This is a genomic window from Streptomyces sp. NPDC004031 (assembly GCF_053604375.1).
Window position 1 is genome coordinate 84,845 of sequence record NZ_JBSGHL010000022.1, and the last position, 17,169, is coordinate 102,013.

At 73.7% G+C, this 17,169-nt stretch carries 11 protein-coding genes; 5 read left to right on the forward strand and 6 right to left on the reverse strand.

Annotated features, from left to right (window positions below; translation table 11 throughout):
• The first annotated feature begins 52 nt into the window (after positions 1-52).
• Both ACWERV_RS16645 and ACWERV_RS16650 read left to right on the forward strand, forming a co-directional pair.
• On the forward strand, positions 53-2,653 hold the full coding sequence (locus ACWERV_RS16645; protein WP_452933415.1) for a bifunctional FO biosynthesis protein CofGH: 2,601 nt from the start codon (positions 53-55) through the stop codon (positions 2,651-2,653).
• A gap of 88 nt (positions 2,654-2,741) precedes the next feature.
• The gene (locus ACWERV_RS16650) at positions 2,742-5,015 is read left to right on the forward strand and encodes a tetratricopeptide repeat protein (protein ID WP_452933417.1); all 2,274 of its coding nucleotides are present in this window, start codon (positions 2,742-2,744) and stop codon (positions 5,013-5,015) included.
• 8 nt (positions 5,016-5,023) lie between these two features.
• On the opposite strand, the gene ACWERV_RS16655 is transcribed toward ACWERV_RS16650, so the two are convergent.
• Positions 5,024-5,992 carry a hypothetical protein gene (locus ACWERV_RS16655; protein WP_452933419.1) on the reverse strand — a complete coding sequence of 323 codons (969 nt, stop codon included), beginning with the start codon at positions 5,990-5,992 and terminating at the stop codon, positions 5,024-5,026.
• 63 nt (positions 5,993-6,055) lie between these two features.
• Between ACWERV_RS16655 and ACWERV_RS16660 the strand changes: the two genes are divergently transcribed.
• Both ACWERV_RS16660 and ACWERV_RS16665 read left to right on the forward strand, forming a co-directional pair.
• The gene (locus tag ACWERV_RS16660) at positions 6,056-6,667 is read left to right on the forward strand and encodes a TetR/AcrR family transcriptional regulator (RefSeq protein WP_452933420.1); all 612 of its coding nucleotides are present in this window, start codon (positions 6,056-6,058) and stop codon (positions 6,665-6,667) included.
• A 224-nt stretch (positions 6,668-6,891) separates the two neighbouring features.
• A complete protein-coding gene (locus ACWERV_RS16665) occupies positions 6,892-7,995 on the forward strand; it encodes an ADP-ribosylglycohydrolase family protein (RefSeq protein ID WP_398176889.1) in 1,104 nt (367 codons plus the stop codon).
• A gap of 17 nt (positions 7,996-8,012) precedes the next feature.
• On the opposite strand, the gene ACWERV_RS16670 is transcribed toward ACWERV_RS16665, so the two are convergent.
• The 5 genes from ACWERV_RS16670 to ACWERV_RS16690 all read right to left on the reverse strand — a co-directional run bounded on the left by ACWERV_RS16670 (position 8,013) and on the right by ACWERV_RS16690 (position 13,962).
• Positions 8,013-9,584: a sodium:solute symporter family protein gene (locus tag ACWERV_RS16670; RefSeq protein WP_452933421.1), complete on the reverse strand. Its 1,572-nt coding sequence runs from the start codon at positions 9,582-9,584 to the stop codon at positions 8,013-8,015.
• 331 nt (positions 9,585-9,915) lie between these two features.
• Positions 9,916-11,106 (reverse strand): aminotransferase-like domain-containing protein, encoded by a 1,191-nt coding sequence (locus ACWERV_RS16675; RefSeq protein WP_452933423.1) that lies wholly within the window; start codon positions 11,104-11,106, stop codon positions 9,916-9,918.
• A gap of 220 nt (positions 11,107-11,326) precedes the next feature.
• A complete protein-coding gene (locus ACWERV_RS16680) occupies positions 11,327-11,536 on the reverse strand; it encodes a DUF397 domain-containing protein (RefSeq protein WP_398176895.1) in 210 nt (69 codons plus the stop codon).
• A gap of 237 nt (positions 11,537-11,773) precedes the next feature.
• Positions 11,774-12,628, reverse strand: coding sequence for a helix-turn-helix domain-containing protein (locus ACWERV_RS16685; protein WP_398176897.1), 855 nt, complete (start codon positions 12,626-12,628; stop codon positions 11,774-11,776).
• A gap of 632 nt (positions 12,629-13,260) precedes the next feature.
• Entirely contained in the window at positions 13,261-13,962 is a 702-nt protein-coding gene (locus tag ACWERV_RS16690) for a GOLPH3/VPS74 family protein (RefSeq protein WP_398176899.1), read from the reverse strand.
• A gap of 786 nt (positions 13,963-14,748) precedes the next feature.
• On the opposite strand from ACWERV_RS16690, the gene ACWERV_RS16695 reads away from it, so the two are divergent.
• A complete protein-coding gene (locus tag ACWERV_RS16695) occupies positions 14,749-16,611 on the forward strand; it encodes a D-alanyl-D-alanine carboxypeptidase (RefSeq protein ID WP_452933425.1) in 1,863 nt (620 codons plus the stop codon).
• Positions 16,612-17,169 lie beyond the last annotated feature (558 nt).

Here is a 17,169-nt window from a genome sequence, read left to right on the forward strand (position 1 = left end):
CCACGGCGTGACGCGTCCGCCCGTTGTCGGTGGGGCGACCTATGCTCGGGGGATGAGTCCGACGCCGCCCACCGCCAGTGCGCCGCCCACCGCGAGCGCCATGCGCCGCGCCCTGCACCGCGCGGAGCAAGGGGTCGCCCTCGACACGGGGGAGGCCGCCGTACTGCTCCAGGCGCGCGGCGCGGATCTGGAGCGGCTGTCCGCGACGGCCGCCCGGATCCGGGACGCGGGGCTCGCACAGGCGGGCCGGCCCGGCGTCGTCACGTACTCCCGCAAGGTGTTCATACCGCTCACACGGCTGTGCCGGGACACCTGCCACTACTGCACCTTCGTCACCGTGCCCGGCAAGCTGCGGCGCGAGGGCCACGGGATGTACCTCTCGCCGGACGAGGTCCTGGACATCGCCCGGCGCGGCGCCGAAATGGGCTGCAAGGAGGCGCTGTTCACGCTCGGCGACCGCCCGGAGGACCGCTGGCCCGAGGCCCGCGAGTGGCTGGACGCGCACGGGTACGACGACACGCTCGCGTATGTGCGCGCCATGGCGATCCGCGTGCTGGAGGAGACGGGCCTGCTGCCGCACCTCAACCCCGGGGTGCTGAGCTGGCAGGATCTGCAGCGGCTCAAGCCCGTCGCGCCGTCCATGGGCATGATGCTGGAGACGACCGCGACGCGGCTGTGGTCCGAGCGCGGCGGCCCGCACTTCGGCTCGCCCGACAAGGAGCCGGCCGTGCGGCTGCGCGTCCTGGAGGACGCCGGGCGCTCCAACGTGCCCTTCACCACCGGCGTCCTCATCGGCATCGGCGAGACGTACGAGGAGCGCGCCGACGCGCTGTTCGCGATCCGCCGCACCGCCCGCCGCTACCACGGCGTGCAGGAGGTCATCGTCCAGAACTTCCGCGCCAAGCCGGACACGGCGATGCGCGGCATGCCGGACGCCGAGCTGGAGGAGCTGGCCGCGGCCATCGCGGTCGCCCGCGTCGTGCTGGGCCCCGCCGCCCGCATCCAGGCCCCGCCGAACCTGGTGGACGGCGAGTACGCGCGCTTCATCGCCGCCGGCATCGACGACTGGGGCGGCGTCTCCCCGCTGACGCCCGACCACGTCAACCCCGAGCGCCCCTGGCCGCACATCGACGACCTGGCCGCCCGCACCCGGGAGGCGGGCTTCGAGCTGCGCGAACGCCTCACCATCTACCCGGAGTTCGTCCGCCGCGGCGAGCCCTGGCTGGATCCGCGGCTGCTCCCGCACGTCACGGCGCTCGCCGATCCGCAGACGGGCCTGGCCCGTACGGACGCCGCCGTCGAGGGCCGCCCCTGGCAGGAGCCGGACGACGCCTTCCCCGCCGCGGGCGGCACCGGGCGCACCGACCTGCACCGCACGATCGACACCGAGGGCCGTACCGGCGACCGCCGCGACGACTTCGACGAGGTCTACGGCGACTGGGCGGAGGTGCGCGAGCTGGCCGCCCCCGGCCTCGTCCCCGACCGGGTCGACGCCGACGTGCGCGCCGCGCTGTCCACCGCCGCCGACGATCCGACGAAGCTCACCGACGCCCAGGCCCTCGCCCTGCTGCACGCCGACGGACCGGCCCTGGACGCGCTGTGCCGCATCGCCGACGACCTGCGCCGCGACACCGTCGGCGACGACGTCACCTACGTCGTGACGCGCAACATCAACTTCACCAACGTCTGCTACACCGGCTGCCGCTTCTGCGCCTTCGCGCAGCGCCGCACCGACGCCGACGCCTACACCCTCTCCCTGGACCAGGTCGCCGACCGGGTCGAGCAGGCGTGGCAGGTCGGCGCGACGGAGGTGTGCATGCAGGGCGGCATCCACCCGGATCTGCCCGGCACCGCCTACTTCGACATCGCGCGCGCCGTGAAGGCCCGCGTCCCCGGCATCCACCTGCACGCCTTCTCGCCGATGGAGGTCGTCAACGGCGCGACGCGCACCGGTATGCCGATCCGCGAGTGGCTTGCCGCCGCCAAGGAGGCGGGCCTGGACTCCATCCCCGGCACCGCCGCCGAGATCCTCGACGACGAGGTGCGCTGGGTCCTCACCAAGGGCAAGCTGCCCACCGCCACCTGGATCGAGGTCGTCAGCACCGCCCACGAACTGGGCATCCGCTCGTCGTCCACCATGATGTACGGGCATGTGGACCAGCCCCACCACTGGCTCGGCCACCTGCGGCTGCTCGCCGAGATCCAGCAGCGCACCGGAGGCTTCACCGAGTTCGTGACGCTGCCCTTCATCCACACCAACGCGCCCGTCTACCTGGCCGGCATCGCCCGCCCCGGCCCCACCGCCCGCGACAACCGGGCCGTCACCGCGATGGCCCGGCTGCTGCTGCACCCGCACATCACCAACATCCAGACCAGCTGGGTCAAGCTCGGCGCGGACGGCGCGGCCGAAATGCTCCGTTCGGGCGCCAACGACCTGGGCGGCACGCTCATGGAGGAGACCATCTCCCGTATGGCGGGCTCCGGTTACGGCTCCTACCGCTCCATCCGCGACCTGACCGCCATCGCCGCCGCCGCCGGGCGTCCCGCCCGGCAGCGCGGCACGCTGTACGGTGAGGTGCCCGCCGAGCGCATCGCGGCCGGACGCGCCTCCGACGGCCATCTGCCCGAACTGCTGCCCGTGCTGGGCGACTGACGCCGGCGCACCCCACCGGGTGCCGCCGGCCGCACCGGACGCAACCGCCCGCGGGTCCGCGGGCCCTGGCCGCGGGAAGGAGCCGGGCATGGCCGTCGAGGGCGGGCAGCTGTCGCTGCAGGAGCAGCTGGCGCGCCGCCGCCGCGGCGCCTTCGTCGGCCGGCACGCCGAGATGGCGGCCTTCACCGGCAACCTCGGCACCGACCCCGCCGACCCCGCGCACACCTTCCTCTTCCACGTCCACGGCCCCGGCGGCGTCGGCAAGACCACGCTGCTGGAGCGGTGGGAGCGCGCCGCCCGCGACCGCGGGGCGCTCACCGCGACCGTCGACGAGGCGGCCACGACCGTGCCCGCCGCCATCGAGGCGGTCTGCGCGCGGCTCGCCGACCAGGGCCGCCCGCTCAAGGCCACCGGCAAACTGCTGGCCCTGCACCGGCAGTTGCGCCAGGAGGCGGAGTCGCTGGCCGCGGGCGAGCAGGCGCCCTCGGTGGCCGGCACGCTCGCCGCGCACGCCGGTCTCGCCGGACTCGGCCTGCTGCCCGGCATGGGCGCGCTGGCCGGGGCGATGGACCCGGCGCAGGTCGCGCAGGGCGTCGACCGGTTACGCGGCCTGCTCGGCGCCCGCTTCCGCGACGAGCGCGACCTGCGGCTCGTCCTCGACCCGGTCGCCGTCCTGAGCCCGGTCCTGACCGCCGACCTCGCCGCCGCCGCGGCCCACGCGCCCTGGCTCACCCTCTTCTTCGACACCTACGAGCGCACCGGCCCGGTACTGGACCGCTGGGTGCGCGACCTGTTCGTCGAGGGGCGGTACGGGGCGCTGCCCGCGACCGTCGTCGTCACCCTCGCCGGACAGCGCGCCCCCGACCCGGCGGTGTGGGCCGACCACCTCGACCTCGTCACCGAACTGCCGCTCGCGCCCTTCACCGAGGACGAGTCACGGCAACTGCTCGCCGCCCGCGGCGTCACCGACGAGGCCGTCGTCGCGGCCGTGCTGCGGCTCACCGACGGACTGCCGGTGCTGGTCGGCGCCCTCGCCGCGAGCCGCCCCGGCCACCCCGACGCGGTCGGCGACCCCGCCGACACCGCCGTCGAACGCTTCCTCGCCTGGGAGCCCGACCCGGACGGCCGCGCCGCGGTGCTCGCCGCCGCACTGCCGCTGGAACTCGACGAGGACGTCTTCCGCACCGCCGTGGCCGCCGACGCGCCACAGGCCGCCGGGCGCTACGACTGGCTGCGCGGGCTGCCCTTCGTCACCGAGCACGGCGGCCGCGCCCGCTACCACGGCGTCGTACGCGCCCAGATGCTCCGGCTGCGCCGCACCCGCTCCCCGCAGCGCTGGCGCGACGGGCACGAGCGGCTCGCCGCCGCGTACGGCGGCTGGCGGGCCCGCGAGGAACGCGGCCGCGCCGTCGGCGAACTGTGGGCCGACGCGGCCTGGCGCACCCAGCGGATGCACGAGATCTACCACCGCCTGTGCGCCGACCCGCGCGGCGCCCTCCCCGGCGCCCTCCTCGACCTCGCCCGCGCCTGCACCGCGGGCCCCGGGACCGCCCGCCGCTGGACGCGCATGCTCACCGACGCCGCCGAGGACACCGAGGCCCCGGCGCTCACCGCGTGGGCGACCGCGCTCGCCGCGGTGTACGCGGGGGAGCAGGGCCCCGGCCGGGACGCGGAGACCTCCGACGCGGGCCTGGCCGCGCGGGCTCTGACGGTGATCCTGGAACGCGGCGGGACGGAACACGGCGGCCTGGACCGCGAACGGCGCGCCGCCGTGCACGCCGTACGGGCCTGGGCCCGGCGGCAGGCGGGCCGGCCGCACGAGGCGCTCGCCGACTACGACCGCGCCGAGCAACTGGGCCTGCGCGGCTTCCTGCTGCACGCCGGGCGCGGCGACACCCGCTGGACGGTCGGCGACCCGGCCGGGGCCGTCCCCGACTACACCGCCGCGCTGGCCGCCGAACCCGGCCACCCGCGCGCCGCGTACGTCCGCACCCAGCTCGGCGGCGCCCTCATGCGCACCGGCCGCCCCGCGGAGGCGCTCGTGGAGCTGGACGCCGCGGTCGGCGCCGACCCCGCCGCCGTCCTCGCCCGCGAGTACCGGGCCATGGTGCTGCTGACCCTGGGCCGTCCCGCGGACGCCCTCGCCGACGCCGAGGCGTGCCTGGCCGACGCCGCCGCGCCCGACATCGGCCACGTCATGCTGCGCGCGGTCGCCAACCTGGAGCTGGGCCACCGCGACCTCGCCGCCGCCGACCTGGACGCCCTGCTCGCCGACCCCTCCGCCGTCCGCGCATGGGCCGACGCGCTGGGCCCGTACGTCCCCGTCCCCCGGACCGTCGATCCCGCCCCGCGCGAACACTAGACGCCGCGTCAGCTCCTTGTGGCCTGCGGCCGGGCTGTCAGGTCGGCGACGAGCCGGCGGTAGGTGTCGAACGCCGGTTTCGGCGTGTAGTCGTCGCGGAGCAGGCCGAAGCCGTGGAAGAGGCCGGGGCCGGAGGTGTCCGCGTCGCGGAGCCCGAAGTAGGTGTAACCGGTGATGTTGTCGACCGTGCGCCGTTCGTGGACGGTCCGTACCACCTCGGCGACGACTTCGGCCTGTCGTTCCTCGCTGCGGCCCGGACCGGTCGGCCAGCCGGTCTCGGTGACCACGATCGGCACCCGCGGTCCGATGCCGGCGCGCGGGAGGGCGTCGCCGCGGAAGCCGTCGAGGACGGCACCGACCGCCCCGGCGAGCTGCCCGGCGGGCAGCGGGCGGAACACGTCGGGGAAGAAGTCCAGGCCGACGTAGTCCAGGGCCTGGTGGAAGGCGTCGTCGGCCAGGCGGCCGAGGCCGGGCCAGAAGCTGTCGTCGGGGTCGAAGGTCGGCACCGCGTTGAACCCGACGGCGATGTCGTGGCCCGCCAGGCGCGCGGCCTGCTTTGCCGCGGTCACGCCGCGCACCACGGCTTCCTTCACGTGCGGGGTGCTGCCGTCGAGGACCGGCAGGTTCGCGTTCGGCTCCTCCGCGATCTGGAGCCGCGCCAGGTGGGCGCCGTCGGTGCGGACGGTCTCGCTGACGAAGTCGAGCCAGCCGTCGACGTCGCCGCCGGGGTCGCGGAAGGTCAGGACGAGGTCCAGGGCGCGGCCGCGGGTGGCGTAGGACGCGGGGTCGGCCGGGGTGTCGGGCAGTCCGGGGTCGCCGAAGGCCCGGTAGGCGCGTACCAGGAAGGTGCCGGCGTCGCCTTGCAGGGTGTCGAGCGCGTCGGCGATCCGGCGGGGGTCGTCGGGGCGTGCGGGGGCGATCAGGCCGGTCTCGCCGCCCAGGGCGGCGCCGGGGTAGATGCCGAAGGTGAAGGTCATGGCGGCCACCCTAGGCATATTTTTGGTGTGACACCAAGTTTGGTGTCGCACTAGAATTGCCTCATGGGACTTCGAGAGGCCAAGAAGCAGCAGACCCGCACCGCCATCGCCGACGCCGCGGCAGCGCTGTTCTTCGACCGTGGGTTCGATCAGGTGAGCGTCGCCGAGGTGGCGCGAGCGGCGGGGGTCTCGGTCAACACCGTCTTCAACTACTTCCCCGCCAAGGAGGACCTGTTCTTCGACCGGCGCTCCGAGGTCGAGCAGCACCTGGCCACCGTGGTGCGGACCGCGCCGGCGGGGGTGCGGCCGGCCGACGCGGTCCGCGCGGACCTCCTGGCCGCGATCGACCGCGCTGACCCCTACCTGGGGCTCAGCCCGGACGCGGCGACGTTCTGGCGGGTGGTCCACGACAGCCCGGCGCTGCTGGCGCGAGCGCGCGAGATCGCCGAGCAGGCCGAAGCGGCTCTCGCCGAGGTGCTGGTCCAGCGGGCCGGAGCGCCGCCGCAGGACGCGCTGCCCCATCTGTGTGCCGGCGCCATCGCCGGCGCGTACCGGGCCGTCGTCGCCGAGATCAGACGGCAGATGCTGGACGGCCGGGACCCGGACGCCGTGCGGGACGACGTGCGCACGGCCACCGTCCGGGCGTTCGACACACTCAGCACCCTCGTCGAGTAGGTGCCCCGCCCGCGATCGGACCCTCGCCGACCCCCTCCCGGTGACGGTCCGTCCGCGTCGTGTGCGCCGGAGCGCGCGCCGGGGAGAATTCCCGCCATCCAGCCGGAGCCGTCTCTTCCGGGACAACCCTCACCTACCCCTCGCGCCCCTTCCGCTCCTGGATACGTCGGCTATCGTGCAGGCGCAGAACGGCACGGATCGGGGGCAGACCGAAGGGGACCGCTTTGAACGCAGTCTGGGGACGCGCGCAGCAGCAGGACTTCCGCAGCCGTGTCCGCGGGTGCCTGCTCGGCGGGGCCATCGGCGACGCCCTGGGCGCCGGCATCGAGTTCGAGTCCCTGGAAGCGATCCAGGCCGCCCACGGCCCGGACGGCGTCGTGGACTACGTGCCCGCCTACGGGCGGCGCGGCGCGGTCACCGACGACACCCAGATGACGCTGTTCACCGTCGAGGGCCTGATACGCGCTCAGGTCCGCCGCGACACCGGCGCCTGGCACCCGCCCACCGACATCCACCGCGCCTACCGCCGCTGGGCGGCCACCCAGAGCGAGTGGGGCCCCGACGAGCGCCGCAAGGACGCGGGCTGGCTGGCCCGCGAGGAGTGGCTCTACGCGCGGAGGGCCCCCGGCAACGCCTGCCTCAGCGGCCTGTCCGACGAGGTGATGGGCAGCCTGGAGGCCCCCAAGAACCCCGGCTCCAAGGGCTGCGGCACGGTCATGCGCTCGGCGCCCTTCGGGCTGCTCGTCGGCTGGGAGCCGCAACTGGTCTTCCAGCTCGCGGTGGAGTGCGCCGCGCAGACCCACGGGCACCCCACCGGGCAGCTCGCCGCGGGCGCGTTCGCCGTCATCGTCCACGGCCTCGCGCGCGGCGAGGCCCTCGACGGCTCCGTCCAGCACGCCCTCGCGCTGCTCGGCGCCCGCCCCGGCCACCAGGAGACCACCGACGCCCTGCAGAGCGCGCTCGGCGCCGTACGCCAGGGGATGCCCTCCCCGCAGCGCGTCGAGGCTCTCGGCGAGGGCTGGACGGCGGAGGAGGCGCTGGCGATCGGCGTCTACTGCGCGCTGGTCGCCGAGGACGTCCGGCACGGGCTGCTGCTCGCCGTCAACCACTCCGGCGACAGCGACTCCACGGGCTCGATCTGCGGCAACCTGCTCGGCGTCCAGCACGGTGAGACGGCGCTGCCGCCCGCGTGGATCGCCGAGCTGGAGGGCCGCGCGACGATCCTCCAGCTCGCGGACGACTTCGCGATGGAGATGACCCAGGCCCCCGCCCTCCACGGCCCCTCCGGCGCGAGCCCCGCCTGGCTCGACCGCTACCCGGCCCTCTGACCCGGGCGGTTCCCCGACTACTCCGCCGCGGCCGGCCGCAACGGGCCCTCCTCCGGGCCGGAGCCTGCGGCCGCACTCTCGGACGTGTCGTCCCCCTCGGGAGAGTTGATCGCCGCGATGAGGGCGTTGCGCGCCTCCGTCTCCTCGGGCCTGATCCATCCGACGACGACGTACAGCACCAGCGACACCACGAGCGGCAGCGCGATCTGGTACTCCAGGTTCACGCCCCCGGAGACGGCGTCGTTGATGGGGTAGTTGACGAGGTAGAAGGCGAGCAGGCCGAGCGCCCAGCTGGTGAGCGCGGCCGTCGGGCCGGACTTCCGGAAGCGCGGCAGCAGCCCCAGCATGAACGGGATCGCGATCGGCCCCATGAGCCCGGCGACCCACTTGATCACCACGGTGATGATGTCCTTGAACGTCGGCGAGTTGACCTGCGTGGCGACGGCCATGCTGAGCCCGAGGAAGGACAGTGTGGTGATGCGCGCCGCGATGAGCCCGACCCGCGCGGTCCAGGCGCGGGCGCGCTGGGAGAAGGCGGGCGCGATGTCCCGGGTGACGACGGCGGCGATGGCGTTCGCGTCGGACGAGCACATGGCCATGGTGTGCGAGAAGAAGCCGACGACGATGAGCCCGAGCAGCCCGTGCGGCAGCAGGTCCTGCGCGAGCAGCCCGTAGGAGTCCGAGCCGTCCGGCTTCTTGGCGTGCACCAGCAGCGGCGAGACCCACATGGGGAAGAACAGCACGACGGGCCACACGAACCACAGCGCCGCCGAGAGCGCGGCGCCGCGGGTGGCCTCGCGGGGCGAGGACGTGGCCATGTAGCGCTGCGCCTGGTTCCACATGCCGCCGTTGTACTCGAACGTCTTGATGAAGAGGTAGGAGATGAGGAAGACGGTGGTGTAGGGCCCCGCGGTGGGGTGGTCGTGGTGCCGCAGCGCCGGTTCGTCCCAGACGTTCCAGATGCTGCTGATCCCGCCGAGTTCGTGCAGCGCGGCGACGAGCATCGCGAGCCCGGCGACGAGCTGGATGACGAACTGGCCCAGCTCGGTGAGCGCGTCCGCCCACAGCCCGCCCACCGTGCAGTAGACCGCGGTGATCGCGCCGGTGATGACGATGCCCTGGGTGATGGTCACCCCGGTGAAGACGGACAGCAGGGTGGCGATGGCCGCCCACTTGGCGCCGACGTCCACGATCTTGAGCAGCACCCCGGACCATGCGAGGGCCTGCTGCGTCGGCAGGTTGTAGCGGTTCTTGAGGTATTCCAGCGGTGAGGCGACGTGCAGCCTGGCCCGCATCCGGTTCAGCCGGGGCGCGAACGTCTTCGCGCCGATGGCCACACCGATGGCGATGGGCAGCGCCCAGGTGACGTAGGAGGTGATGCCGTACTGGTAGGAGATGCCCGCGTATCCGGTGAACATCACGGCGCTGTAGCCCGACATGTGGTGCGAGATGCCGGACAGCCACCACGGCATCCTGCCGCCCGCCGTGAAGTAGTCGCTGACGTCGCCGACGCGCCGGTGCGACCACACGCCGATCGCGACCATCACGCCGAAGTAGGCGATGAGCACGGTCCAGTCGAGACTGTTCATAAGTCCCCTCCAGGGGGTCCGCCTTGTGAACGGGGGCGCACTTCGCTGTGACGCTCACCCGGGCGGGTCGCCCCCGTGCGGGAGTGGGGACTTCCGGGATTGAACCCTTGCTGCGGAGGGGTGGTCAAGGGATCCGACGTTCATGAGTCTGAATCCAGGTCAGCAAGTCGAACGATTTTACGTCGTCTTTACCTTCGGGGGCATTGTGATGCCCATGACCGCCAACCCACCATGAGCGGGCACTTCGCTGGACGCGGGCAGGACCGAACCGCCGTACGGGAGCGGGTCCCGTACGGCACGGGAAGGGGGCCGGACGCGCCGGCCGGGAAGGTCAGCCGAAGGCGGGCGCCAGCCGGCGCAGCCCCTCGGCGATCTCCTCGGGCGTGTGCGTGGTGAAGGACATCCGCAGCGTGGCCGGATCGGGCGCGGCGGCGTAGAAGGGCGCGCCCGGGACATAGGCCACGTCGTACGTGATCGCCGTGCGCAGCCGCTCGCTCGCGTCGAAGCCCTCCGGCAGCCGCACCCACACGAACATGCCGCCCTCGGGGCGGTTCCACACGCTGCCCTCCGGCAGCGCCGCGGGGAGCCCGGCCAGCAGCGCGTCACGCCGCTCCCGGTAGGCGCCGCGCACCCGCGCCAGATGCGCGTCCAGGTCGCGGTGGGCCAGGTAGTGGGCGGCGGCCGCCTGGTCGACGCCCGACGTGTGCAGGTCGGCGGCCTGCTTGGCGATCACACAGGCACGCCGCAGCGCCTCCGGGGCCCGCAGCCAGCCCAGCCGCATACCGGGCGCCATGATCTTCGAGAAGCTGCCCAGCAGCACGGTGCGGTCCGCGGCGGCCTCGTGGGCGGCGATCGGCCGCCCGCGCTCACCCTCGTAGCGCAGCTCGCCGTACGGGTCGTCCTCGGCGATCCACAGCCCGTGGCGGCCCGCCACCTCCGCGACGGCCCGGCGGCGCCCGGCGGGCATCGTCCGGCCGGTGGGGTTCTGGAACTCCGGTATGAGGTAGAGCAGTTTGGGCCGCTCGCGCAGCACCAGCTCCTCCAGTGCGTCCGGCAGCACGCCGTCCTCGTCGGTCGGCACCGGCACCACCCGGGCGCCCGCGAAGCCGAAGCACTGCAGGGCCGCGAGATACGTCGGGTTCTCCACCAGGACGACGTCGCCGGGCTCCAGCAGCGCGGTGGCCAGCAGTGTGAGGCCCTGCTGCGAACCGGCCGTCACCAGCAGGTCCGCGGGCCCGGTCGGCAGCCCGCGCGCGGCCAGCCGCCCCGCCACGGCCGCCCGCAGGTCCGCGTCGCCCTCGGTCGTCGCGTACTGCAGGACGGTACGCGGCCGTTCGGCCAGCACCGCGTCGTAGGCCGCGCGCAGCCCCTCGGTGTCGAACAGCTCGGGGGCGGGCAGCCCGCCGGCGAAGGAGACGACCTCGGGGCGCGCGGTGAGCGCCAGGATCTCGCGTACCGGCGAGGCACCGACGTCCCGTGCGCGCGCGGCCAGAGGGGGCAGGGGGGTGGCGGTCGTCGTCATGGGCGGCAGCCTACAAACAGTCGGTGTAGTGCGCAGGTACTTTTCCGGAATCCCGCCCGGTCCGCGGGACGGCCCCCAACTGCCCCCGGTACGGGCCCGGAAACAGCAGCGAGCCCTCTCGGCCAGGACGGCGGCCGGTCGAGAGGGCTCTGTCGGTGGTGCTGTGGTGCTGTCGTGCTGTGGATCGGTGGTGCGGTGGATCAGTGGTGCCGTGGAGTGCTCAGCGCAGGTCGAAAGCGCCGTGGTCCACGTCGACGACGAACTCGGACCACGCCTCGGGGGAGAAGGTGAGGACGGGGCCGTGCGGGTCCTTGGAGTCGCGGACCACGACGGCCGCGACCGCCGGGGACTTGACCTCCACGCAGGCACCGTTGCCGGTGGACCGCGAGGACTTCCGCCACTCGGGAGTGCTGCCCAGCTTGATTGCCATCTCTGCTCCGGTCTGTGCTGGTGACGGCGGCGGGGTGTGTTCCGCTCCGCGGGCGGGCCGCGAAGCGGAGGTGTACACCACTGCCTGACTGCGCTCGACGCTACCGGCCAACATCACCAGCCCCGAGGGGCCTTCACTCAACCAGGTGGTAAATCGCCTACAACCCTTGCCAGTTGTCGGGGCCTATCGCTACAGTGCGCGCCTTTACCTTCCGGTGCGCGCTGTCGGGCGGCCCGTTCAGGCGTAGCGCTGCGCCGCGTCGCGGATGAACTGCCGGGTGGCCTCCGCGCTCAGCGCCTGCGCGCGCAGGTGCTCGTACATGACGCTGTACGCCTGCACGTCGGTGTCCTTCTCCAGGTACAGGTCGCTGTTGACGCCCTCCAGGTACACCACGGTGGCGTCCGTCGCGTCGGTGAACTCCAGCACCGCGAACTGCCCGCTCAGACCCGGGTGCGCCCCGACCTCGAACGGCAGCACCTGCACGGTGACGTGCGGCAGGTGGCTCAGCTCCACCAGGTGCTCCAGCTGCTGGTGCATCGTCTGCGCGTCGCCGACCTTGCGCCACAGCGCGGCCTCGTCCACCACCGCCCACATACGCAGCGGCCCGTCGCCGTCGGTGATCCGCTCCTGCCGCCGCATCCGGACGCTGACCCGCTTCTCCACCTGCTCCGGGGTCGCCTCCGGCAGGTTCCCGGAGATGACCGCGGTCGCGTACTCCTTGGTCTGCAACAGCCCTGGCACCACCTGCGGTTCGAACACCCGCAGGCTCGCCGCCTCCGTCTCCAGGCCGATGTACACGCTGTACGGGATGTCGCCGAAGGCGTGCCACCAGCCCTGCTGGCGCGACTCCTTGGCCATCTGCATGAGCGACTCGACGATCCGCATGTCGTCCACGCCGTAGACCCCGCACAGATCCCGGACGTCTCGCTGGCTGATGCTGCGGCGGCCGTTCTCCAGGCGACTGATCTTGGACTGGGAGACCAGGAGCCGGGCCGCGACCTCCTCGGCCGTCATCCCCTTCTCCTCGCGGAGCTTGCGCAGCTCCGAACCCAGCCGGCGGCGCCTGACGGTGGGGTTGACGTTGGCGACCACAGGAACTGCACCTCCACGCTGATCCGTACTGATGGTCAGCAGCCTGCCACTAGCGGTCATCACCGCGCTGGCGAATGGTCGTAACAAGCTTGCCCGGCCCTTGCGCCGGGGCGCGCGGATCGTCCGCGCACGCCCCGCAAAGGGCGTAAAACATGCCGCGCGGGGCACCGGGGCCGGACAACTGTCCGGTTCCCGACACCCCGCGCGGCACTGCGGCTCCCGGTGGGGGATCTCATCGCGGACGGTACCGGCGCCACCGCTCCCACCGGCCCTGCGGTGGCCGCCGAAATCCGTGGTGCCCGGTCCCTGCTCACGGGCACCACGGCTCGTCCTGCGTCGTTACGTGTTGCGTGGGCCGTGTGCACGGCCCCGCCGCCTTTCCGGCGGTTCCTGCTGTCGTGCTGGTGAAGTCCTGCTGCGTGGAACGGAGGTGCCCGGTGGAGCGGAGTTGCCCGGCGGTGCGCGGTGCGTCCCGCCGTACGCGTGTCCGTGCGTCCGGCGCGTCCTGCACGTCTCGCGCCCGCCGCACGTACCGCGCGTCCTGCGCTTCCTGTACGTATTGCGCTTCCTGCACGTACTGCCGTGTGCACTGCCGTGTTCCGGCCCGGAGCGGTGCCGCTGCGCGCGGGGCGTCAGCGGGCCCCGGCCCTGGCCATCGAGCCGTGCGCGACCGCGCGCCGTTCCTGTGCGGCCGGCCGCTTGGGCTGCGCGGCCACACCGTTCTGCACGTCCATCACGGCGTGCGCGACGAGGCCGCCCATCGGGTCGTATCTGATCAGGTCCCGCAGGCGCGATCGGGACGACCGCCCCTCGTTGCCCGGATACAGGTGCTTGCCGAGGCCCACCGAATGGGCGAGCGCGGCGAGCGCCGCGGTCCGCGGGTCCGGCGGCACGCCGGTGCGGATCGCACTGTCCAGCCGGGCTCTGATGTCCCGGCTGACGGCGCTGTCGGTCGCCTGGTAGCGAGTCGTCGGCAGCACCCCGCACATCTGTCCCGGCACGGCGTGCACCATGCCGCACCGCTCCAGGTGCGCGAGATACGTCTGGCGCAGCCCCAGCCGGGGCCCGCCGATCCAGTGGACCGCCCGCACCGGGCTGCCGCGACGGCGCAGCAGTTCCAGCGCGGAGTCCAGAGTCGGATCTCCAGTCGGCCGTGGGTGCACCACGGCGATACGATCCCCGTCAGGGGCTATCCGTCCGGCCAGAGCCAGCTCGACGAGCTGCGCTCCGGCGAGGCCGAGGTCGAGTGATTGCGGCTGCGCCGTGGTCCCGGTCGTCGGGTCCAGGGCGAGCAGCAACAGCTCTTCCGGAATTGTTCTGCGGCTCTTGCCCATCCATGCCTCCCCGCGTGGATGAATGACAGGGTGACGCCTCTCACACCGGCCTGTCGAGAGCGCCTTTTCCATATCTGCGGGAACCGGCTGGTATGTCGTCCTCGTCTACGGGGGCGGCGGTGGTGTCGCAGACGGGTCGTGGGCCGGTCGCGGGGACCATGGCATGAGTGGGTCGTGAAGGGCCGGGGCGCCGCCGGGCGCCCCGGATGACGCGTCGAGGAGGTCTGCGTGGCGGGCGAGTCCCCCGGCAGGGAGAAGCAGCACGAAATGTCGGGGGAGGCGGTCTCGTCGCAGGCCGTGGATCCGAGGCTGGCGGTGTTCGGGACGCCTGCTGGGGCGCGTGAGGCCGCTGAGGCGGGCACCGCGCCCGCCCGGCCGGACGCCCCGCCCGCCGCGGGCGGCTCCGCGCCCGGCGCCGATTCGCCCCAACTGCCCGCCTCCGACGCCCGGCCGCGCGCCGCCGCCGCGTCCACCGCGGACTCCGGTGCGGATACGCCGGGTGAGGTAGCCGTTCTGGACACCGCTGACGCCACCCTTACTCCCGAGGTCCCTTCCGTCCCTTCTGTGGAGGCCGGGGAGCCGTCGAAAACGGAACCAAATCGTGATCCTGCGCCTGGGGCTGATGAGGCGGAGGAGGCTGCTGAGGCGGCTGAGGTAAGTGAACGTTCAACTCGGAAGGCGGAGCCGACGGCCTCGCCGGCCGACCCGGACACCCCCGCCGATGCCCCCCGCGACGCTCCGCCGGCCACCGAGCCGAGCACGCCGGGCACGCCGGAGCGCACTCCGGTGGAGGAAGCGGGCGCTCGTCCGGCCGCCGCCCGAGAGGGTGAGCTTGCGGACTCCGCCGCGGGCGGGGCGGAGGAGGGCGCGGGGTCCGCGGAGGGCGCCGAGTCCGCCAGGGGCGCCGAGTCCGGCGGGTCCGGCGGGGGCGCCCGGGAGCCGGGTGCCGCGCAGGGCGCGGAGGCGGATGAGGACGAGGAGGAGGGCGCCGACGGGGGGCCCGAGGACGCCGCGCCGGGGGCCGCTGACGCCGACGCCGCCGAGTCCGCCGCCGACTCCGCTGGGGACGAGGACGTACGGCCGGGGGCCGAGCCCGCCGACGTACCGGCCGACGCGCCCGCCGACGCCTCCGAGCCCGAGGACACCGGTGTGCACCGCGCCGCGGTCCGCCGCTCGCTGCTCCGGCCGCTGGTGTCGGACCTGCCCGCCGAGCGGCCCGCCGCGCCCCCGGCCGCCGCGTCACCGGACGGCGCCGCCGCCGCGACCGGCGACGAACCGGACGCCGAGGAGTCGCTCGGCCCCGACGGCACCCGGGTCATGCAGAAGCCCCAGGTGCTGCCGCCCGGTTCCGGCCACACCGGCTCCACGCCGCTCAAGCTGCTCGCCGCGCTCACCAACACCCCGCCGCCCAAGCCCACGCTGCTGCGCAGCATCGGCCGCCGGTTCAAGATCTGGACCCCGGTCGTCGTGCTGCTCGCGGTGATCTTCGTGATCGTCCAGGCGGTGCGGCCGCTGCCGACGCCCACCCTGAAGGCGACCACCGCGTCCTCGTACGCCTTCCCGGGCGCCGCCCTGCCGACGGCGATGCCGTGGCCGGCCGAGGGCCAGTCCGTCGCCGAGGTCGAGGGCGTCGGCTCGCTCGGCGTGCACGGCGCGCAGACCCCCGTGCCCATCGCCAGCCTCACCAAGGTGATGACCGCCTACATCGTGCTGCGCGACCACCCGATCAACGGCGCCTCCCAGAACGGCCCGATGATCCCCGTCGACAAGCAGGCCGCCGAGGAGTCCACCTCCGTAAACCAGTCGACCGCCCACGTCACGGAGGGCCAGCAGTTCACCGAACGGCAGATGCTGCAACTGCTCCTCGTGCCCTCCGGCAACAACATCGCCCGCCTGCTCGCCCGTTGGGACGCCGGCACGCAGGAGGCCTTCGTCGCGAAGATGACCGCGACGGCGAAGACGCTCGGCATGAACCACACCACGTACACCGGTGCCAGCGGCTTCGAGGAGACCACCGTCAGCACCGCCGTCGACCAGCTCACGCTGGCGCGCGAGGTCATGAAGAACGAGACCTTCCGGTCGGTCGTCGCCCTCGCCAACGTCACGGTCCCCGGCGTCGGCACGATCTACAACAACAACAACGACCTGGTGAAGCCGGGCGTCGTCGGCATCAAGACCGGCTCCAGCACCCCCGCGGGCGGCGCGCTGATGTGGGCCGCGCACAAGACCGTCGGCGGCAAGCAGCAGCTGATCCTCGGCGTCGTGCTCCAGCAGCACGGCGGCGTCACCGTCAACGACAGCCTCAACGCGGCGCTGGTGCGCAGCCAGCAGCTCATCGAGTCCGTCCAGGGCGGGCTGACGTCCGCGACCGTCGTGAAGAAGGGCGAGGTCGTGGGCAACGTCGACGACGGGGTGGGCGGCTCCACGCCGGTCGTCGCCGCGGCCGACCTCACCGCGCCCGGCTGGCCCGGCCTGCACACCCCCGTGACCCTCACCCCGCTCCCGGGCGGCCTCCCGCACAGCGCGAAGGCCGGCACGACGGTCGGCACGCTCACGATCGGCTCGGGCCCGGACGCCACGAAGGTCCCGGCCGTGCTGGGGTCGGATCTGACGTCGCCGTCGTTCGGCGCGAAGCTCACGCATTTCTGAGGGGGTGCGCTCCGGGGCGCGTGGTGCGGTTCGCTGTGCGACCTTCCCTCGGTGGGGGGTTGCTCGCGCCGTTCTCCCCCAGAGCTTCGCCTGGGAGGTGCCCCCACGCGCCCCTTTGCGCGGCGCGCCGGTGGGCGGGTCGGGGGCCGCCACGGGGCACCTCCTCGGAATGCGCCTTCTCCCTCCTACCTGGCTGGTGAGCCCCTCCCAGCGCATTCCTGCGGGGGCACCCCGCACCGTCCCCCTCCGGGCCGGACCGGCGGCTGCCAGCCGGTGGGGGGTGAGTGTCTCCGGGCGCGGCTACGGGGGACAGTTCTCGTTTCTCGGGGCGCGGCTGCGGGCGAGAGTTGCCGTTTTTAGGGGCGCGGGGAACTGCGCGCTCAACCCATCACCGGGGGAAAGGCGACGTGCCACCGCAAGTGGCAACCACCCAGGGGCGCGGGGAACTGCGCGCTCAGCCCCCACCGGGGGAAAGGCGACGTGCCACCGCAAGTGGCAACCACCCAGGGGCGCGGGGAACTGCGCGCTCAGCCCCCACCGGGGGAAAGGCGACGTGCA

Bases quoted from the DNA above. Each gene is read 5' to 3' on its own strand.
- ACWERV_RS16690 (WP_398176899.1), bottom strand. From the start codon at position 13,962: ATGGGCAAGAGCCGCAGAACAATTCCGGAAGAGCTGTTGCTGCTCGCC.
- ACWERV_RS16645 (WP_452933415.1), top strand. From the start codon at position 53: ATGAGTCCGACGCCGCCCACCGCCAGTGCGCCGCCCACCGCGAGCGCC.
- ACWERV_RS16675 (WP_452933423.1), bottom strand. From the start codon at position 11,106: ATGACGACGACCGCCACCCCCCTGCCCCCTCTGGCCGCGCGCGCACGG.
- ACWERV_RS16655 (WP_452933419.1), bottom strand. From the start codon at position 5,992: ATGACCTTCACCTTCGGCATCTACCCCGGCGCCGCCCTGGGCGGCGAG.
- ACWERV_RS16650 (WP_452933417.1), top strand. From the start codon at position 2,742: ATGGCCGTCGAGGGCGGGCAGCTGTCGCTGCAGGAGCAGCTGGCGCGC.
- ACWERV_RS16670 (WP_452933421.1), bottom strand. From the start codon at position 9,584: ATGAACAGTCTCGACTGGACCGTGCTCATCGCCTACTTCGGCGTGATG.
- ACWERV_RS16680 (WP_398176895.1), bottom strand. From the start codon at position 11,536: ATGGCAATCAAGCTGGGCAGCACTCCCGAGTGGCGGAAGTCCTCGCGG.
- ACWERV_RS16660 (WP_452933420.1), top strand. From the start codon at position 6,056: ATGGGACTTCGAGAGGCCAAGAAGCAGCAGACCCGCACCGCCATCGCC.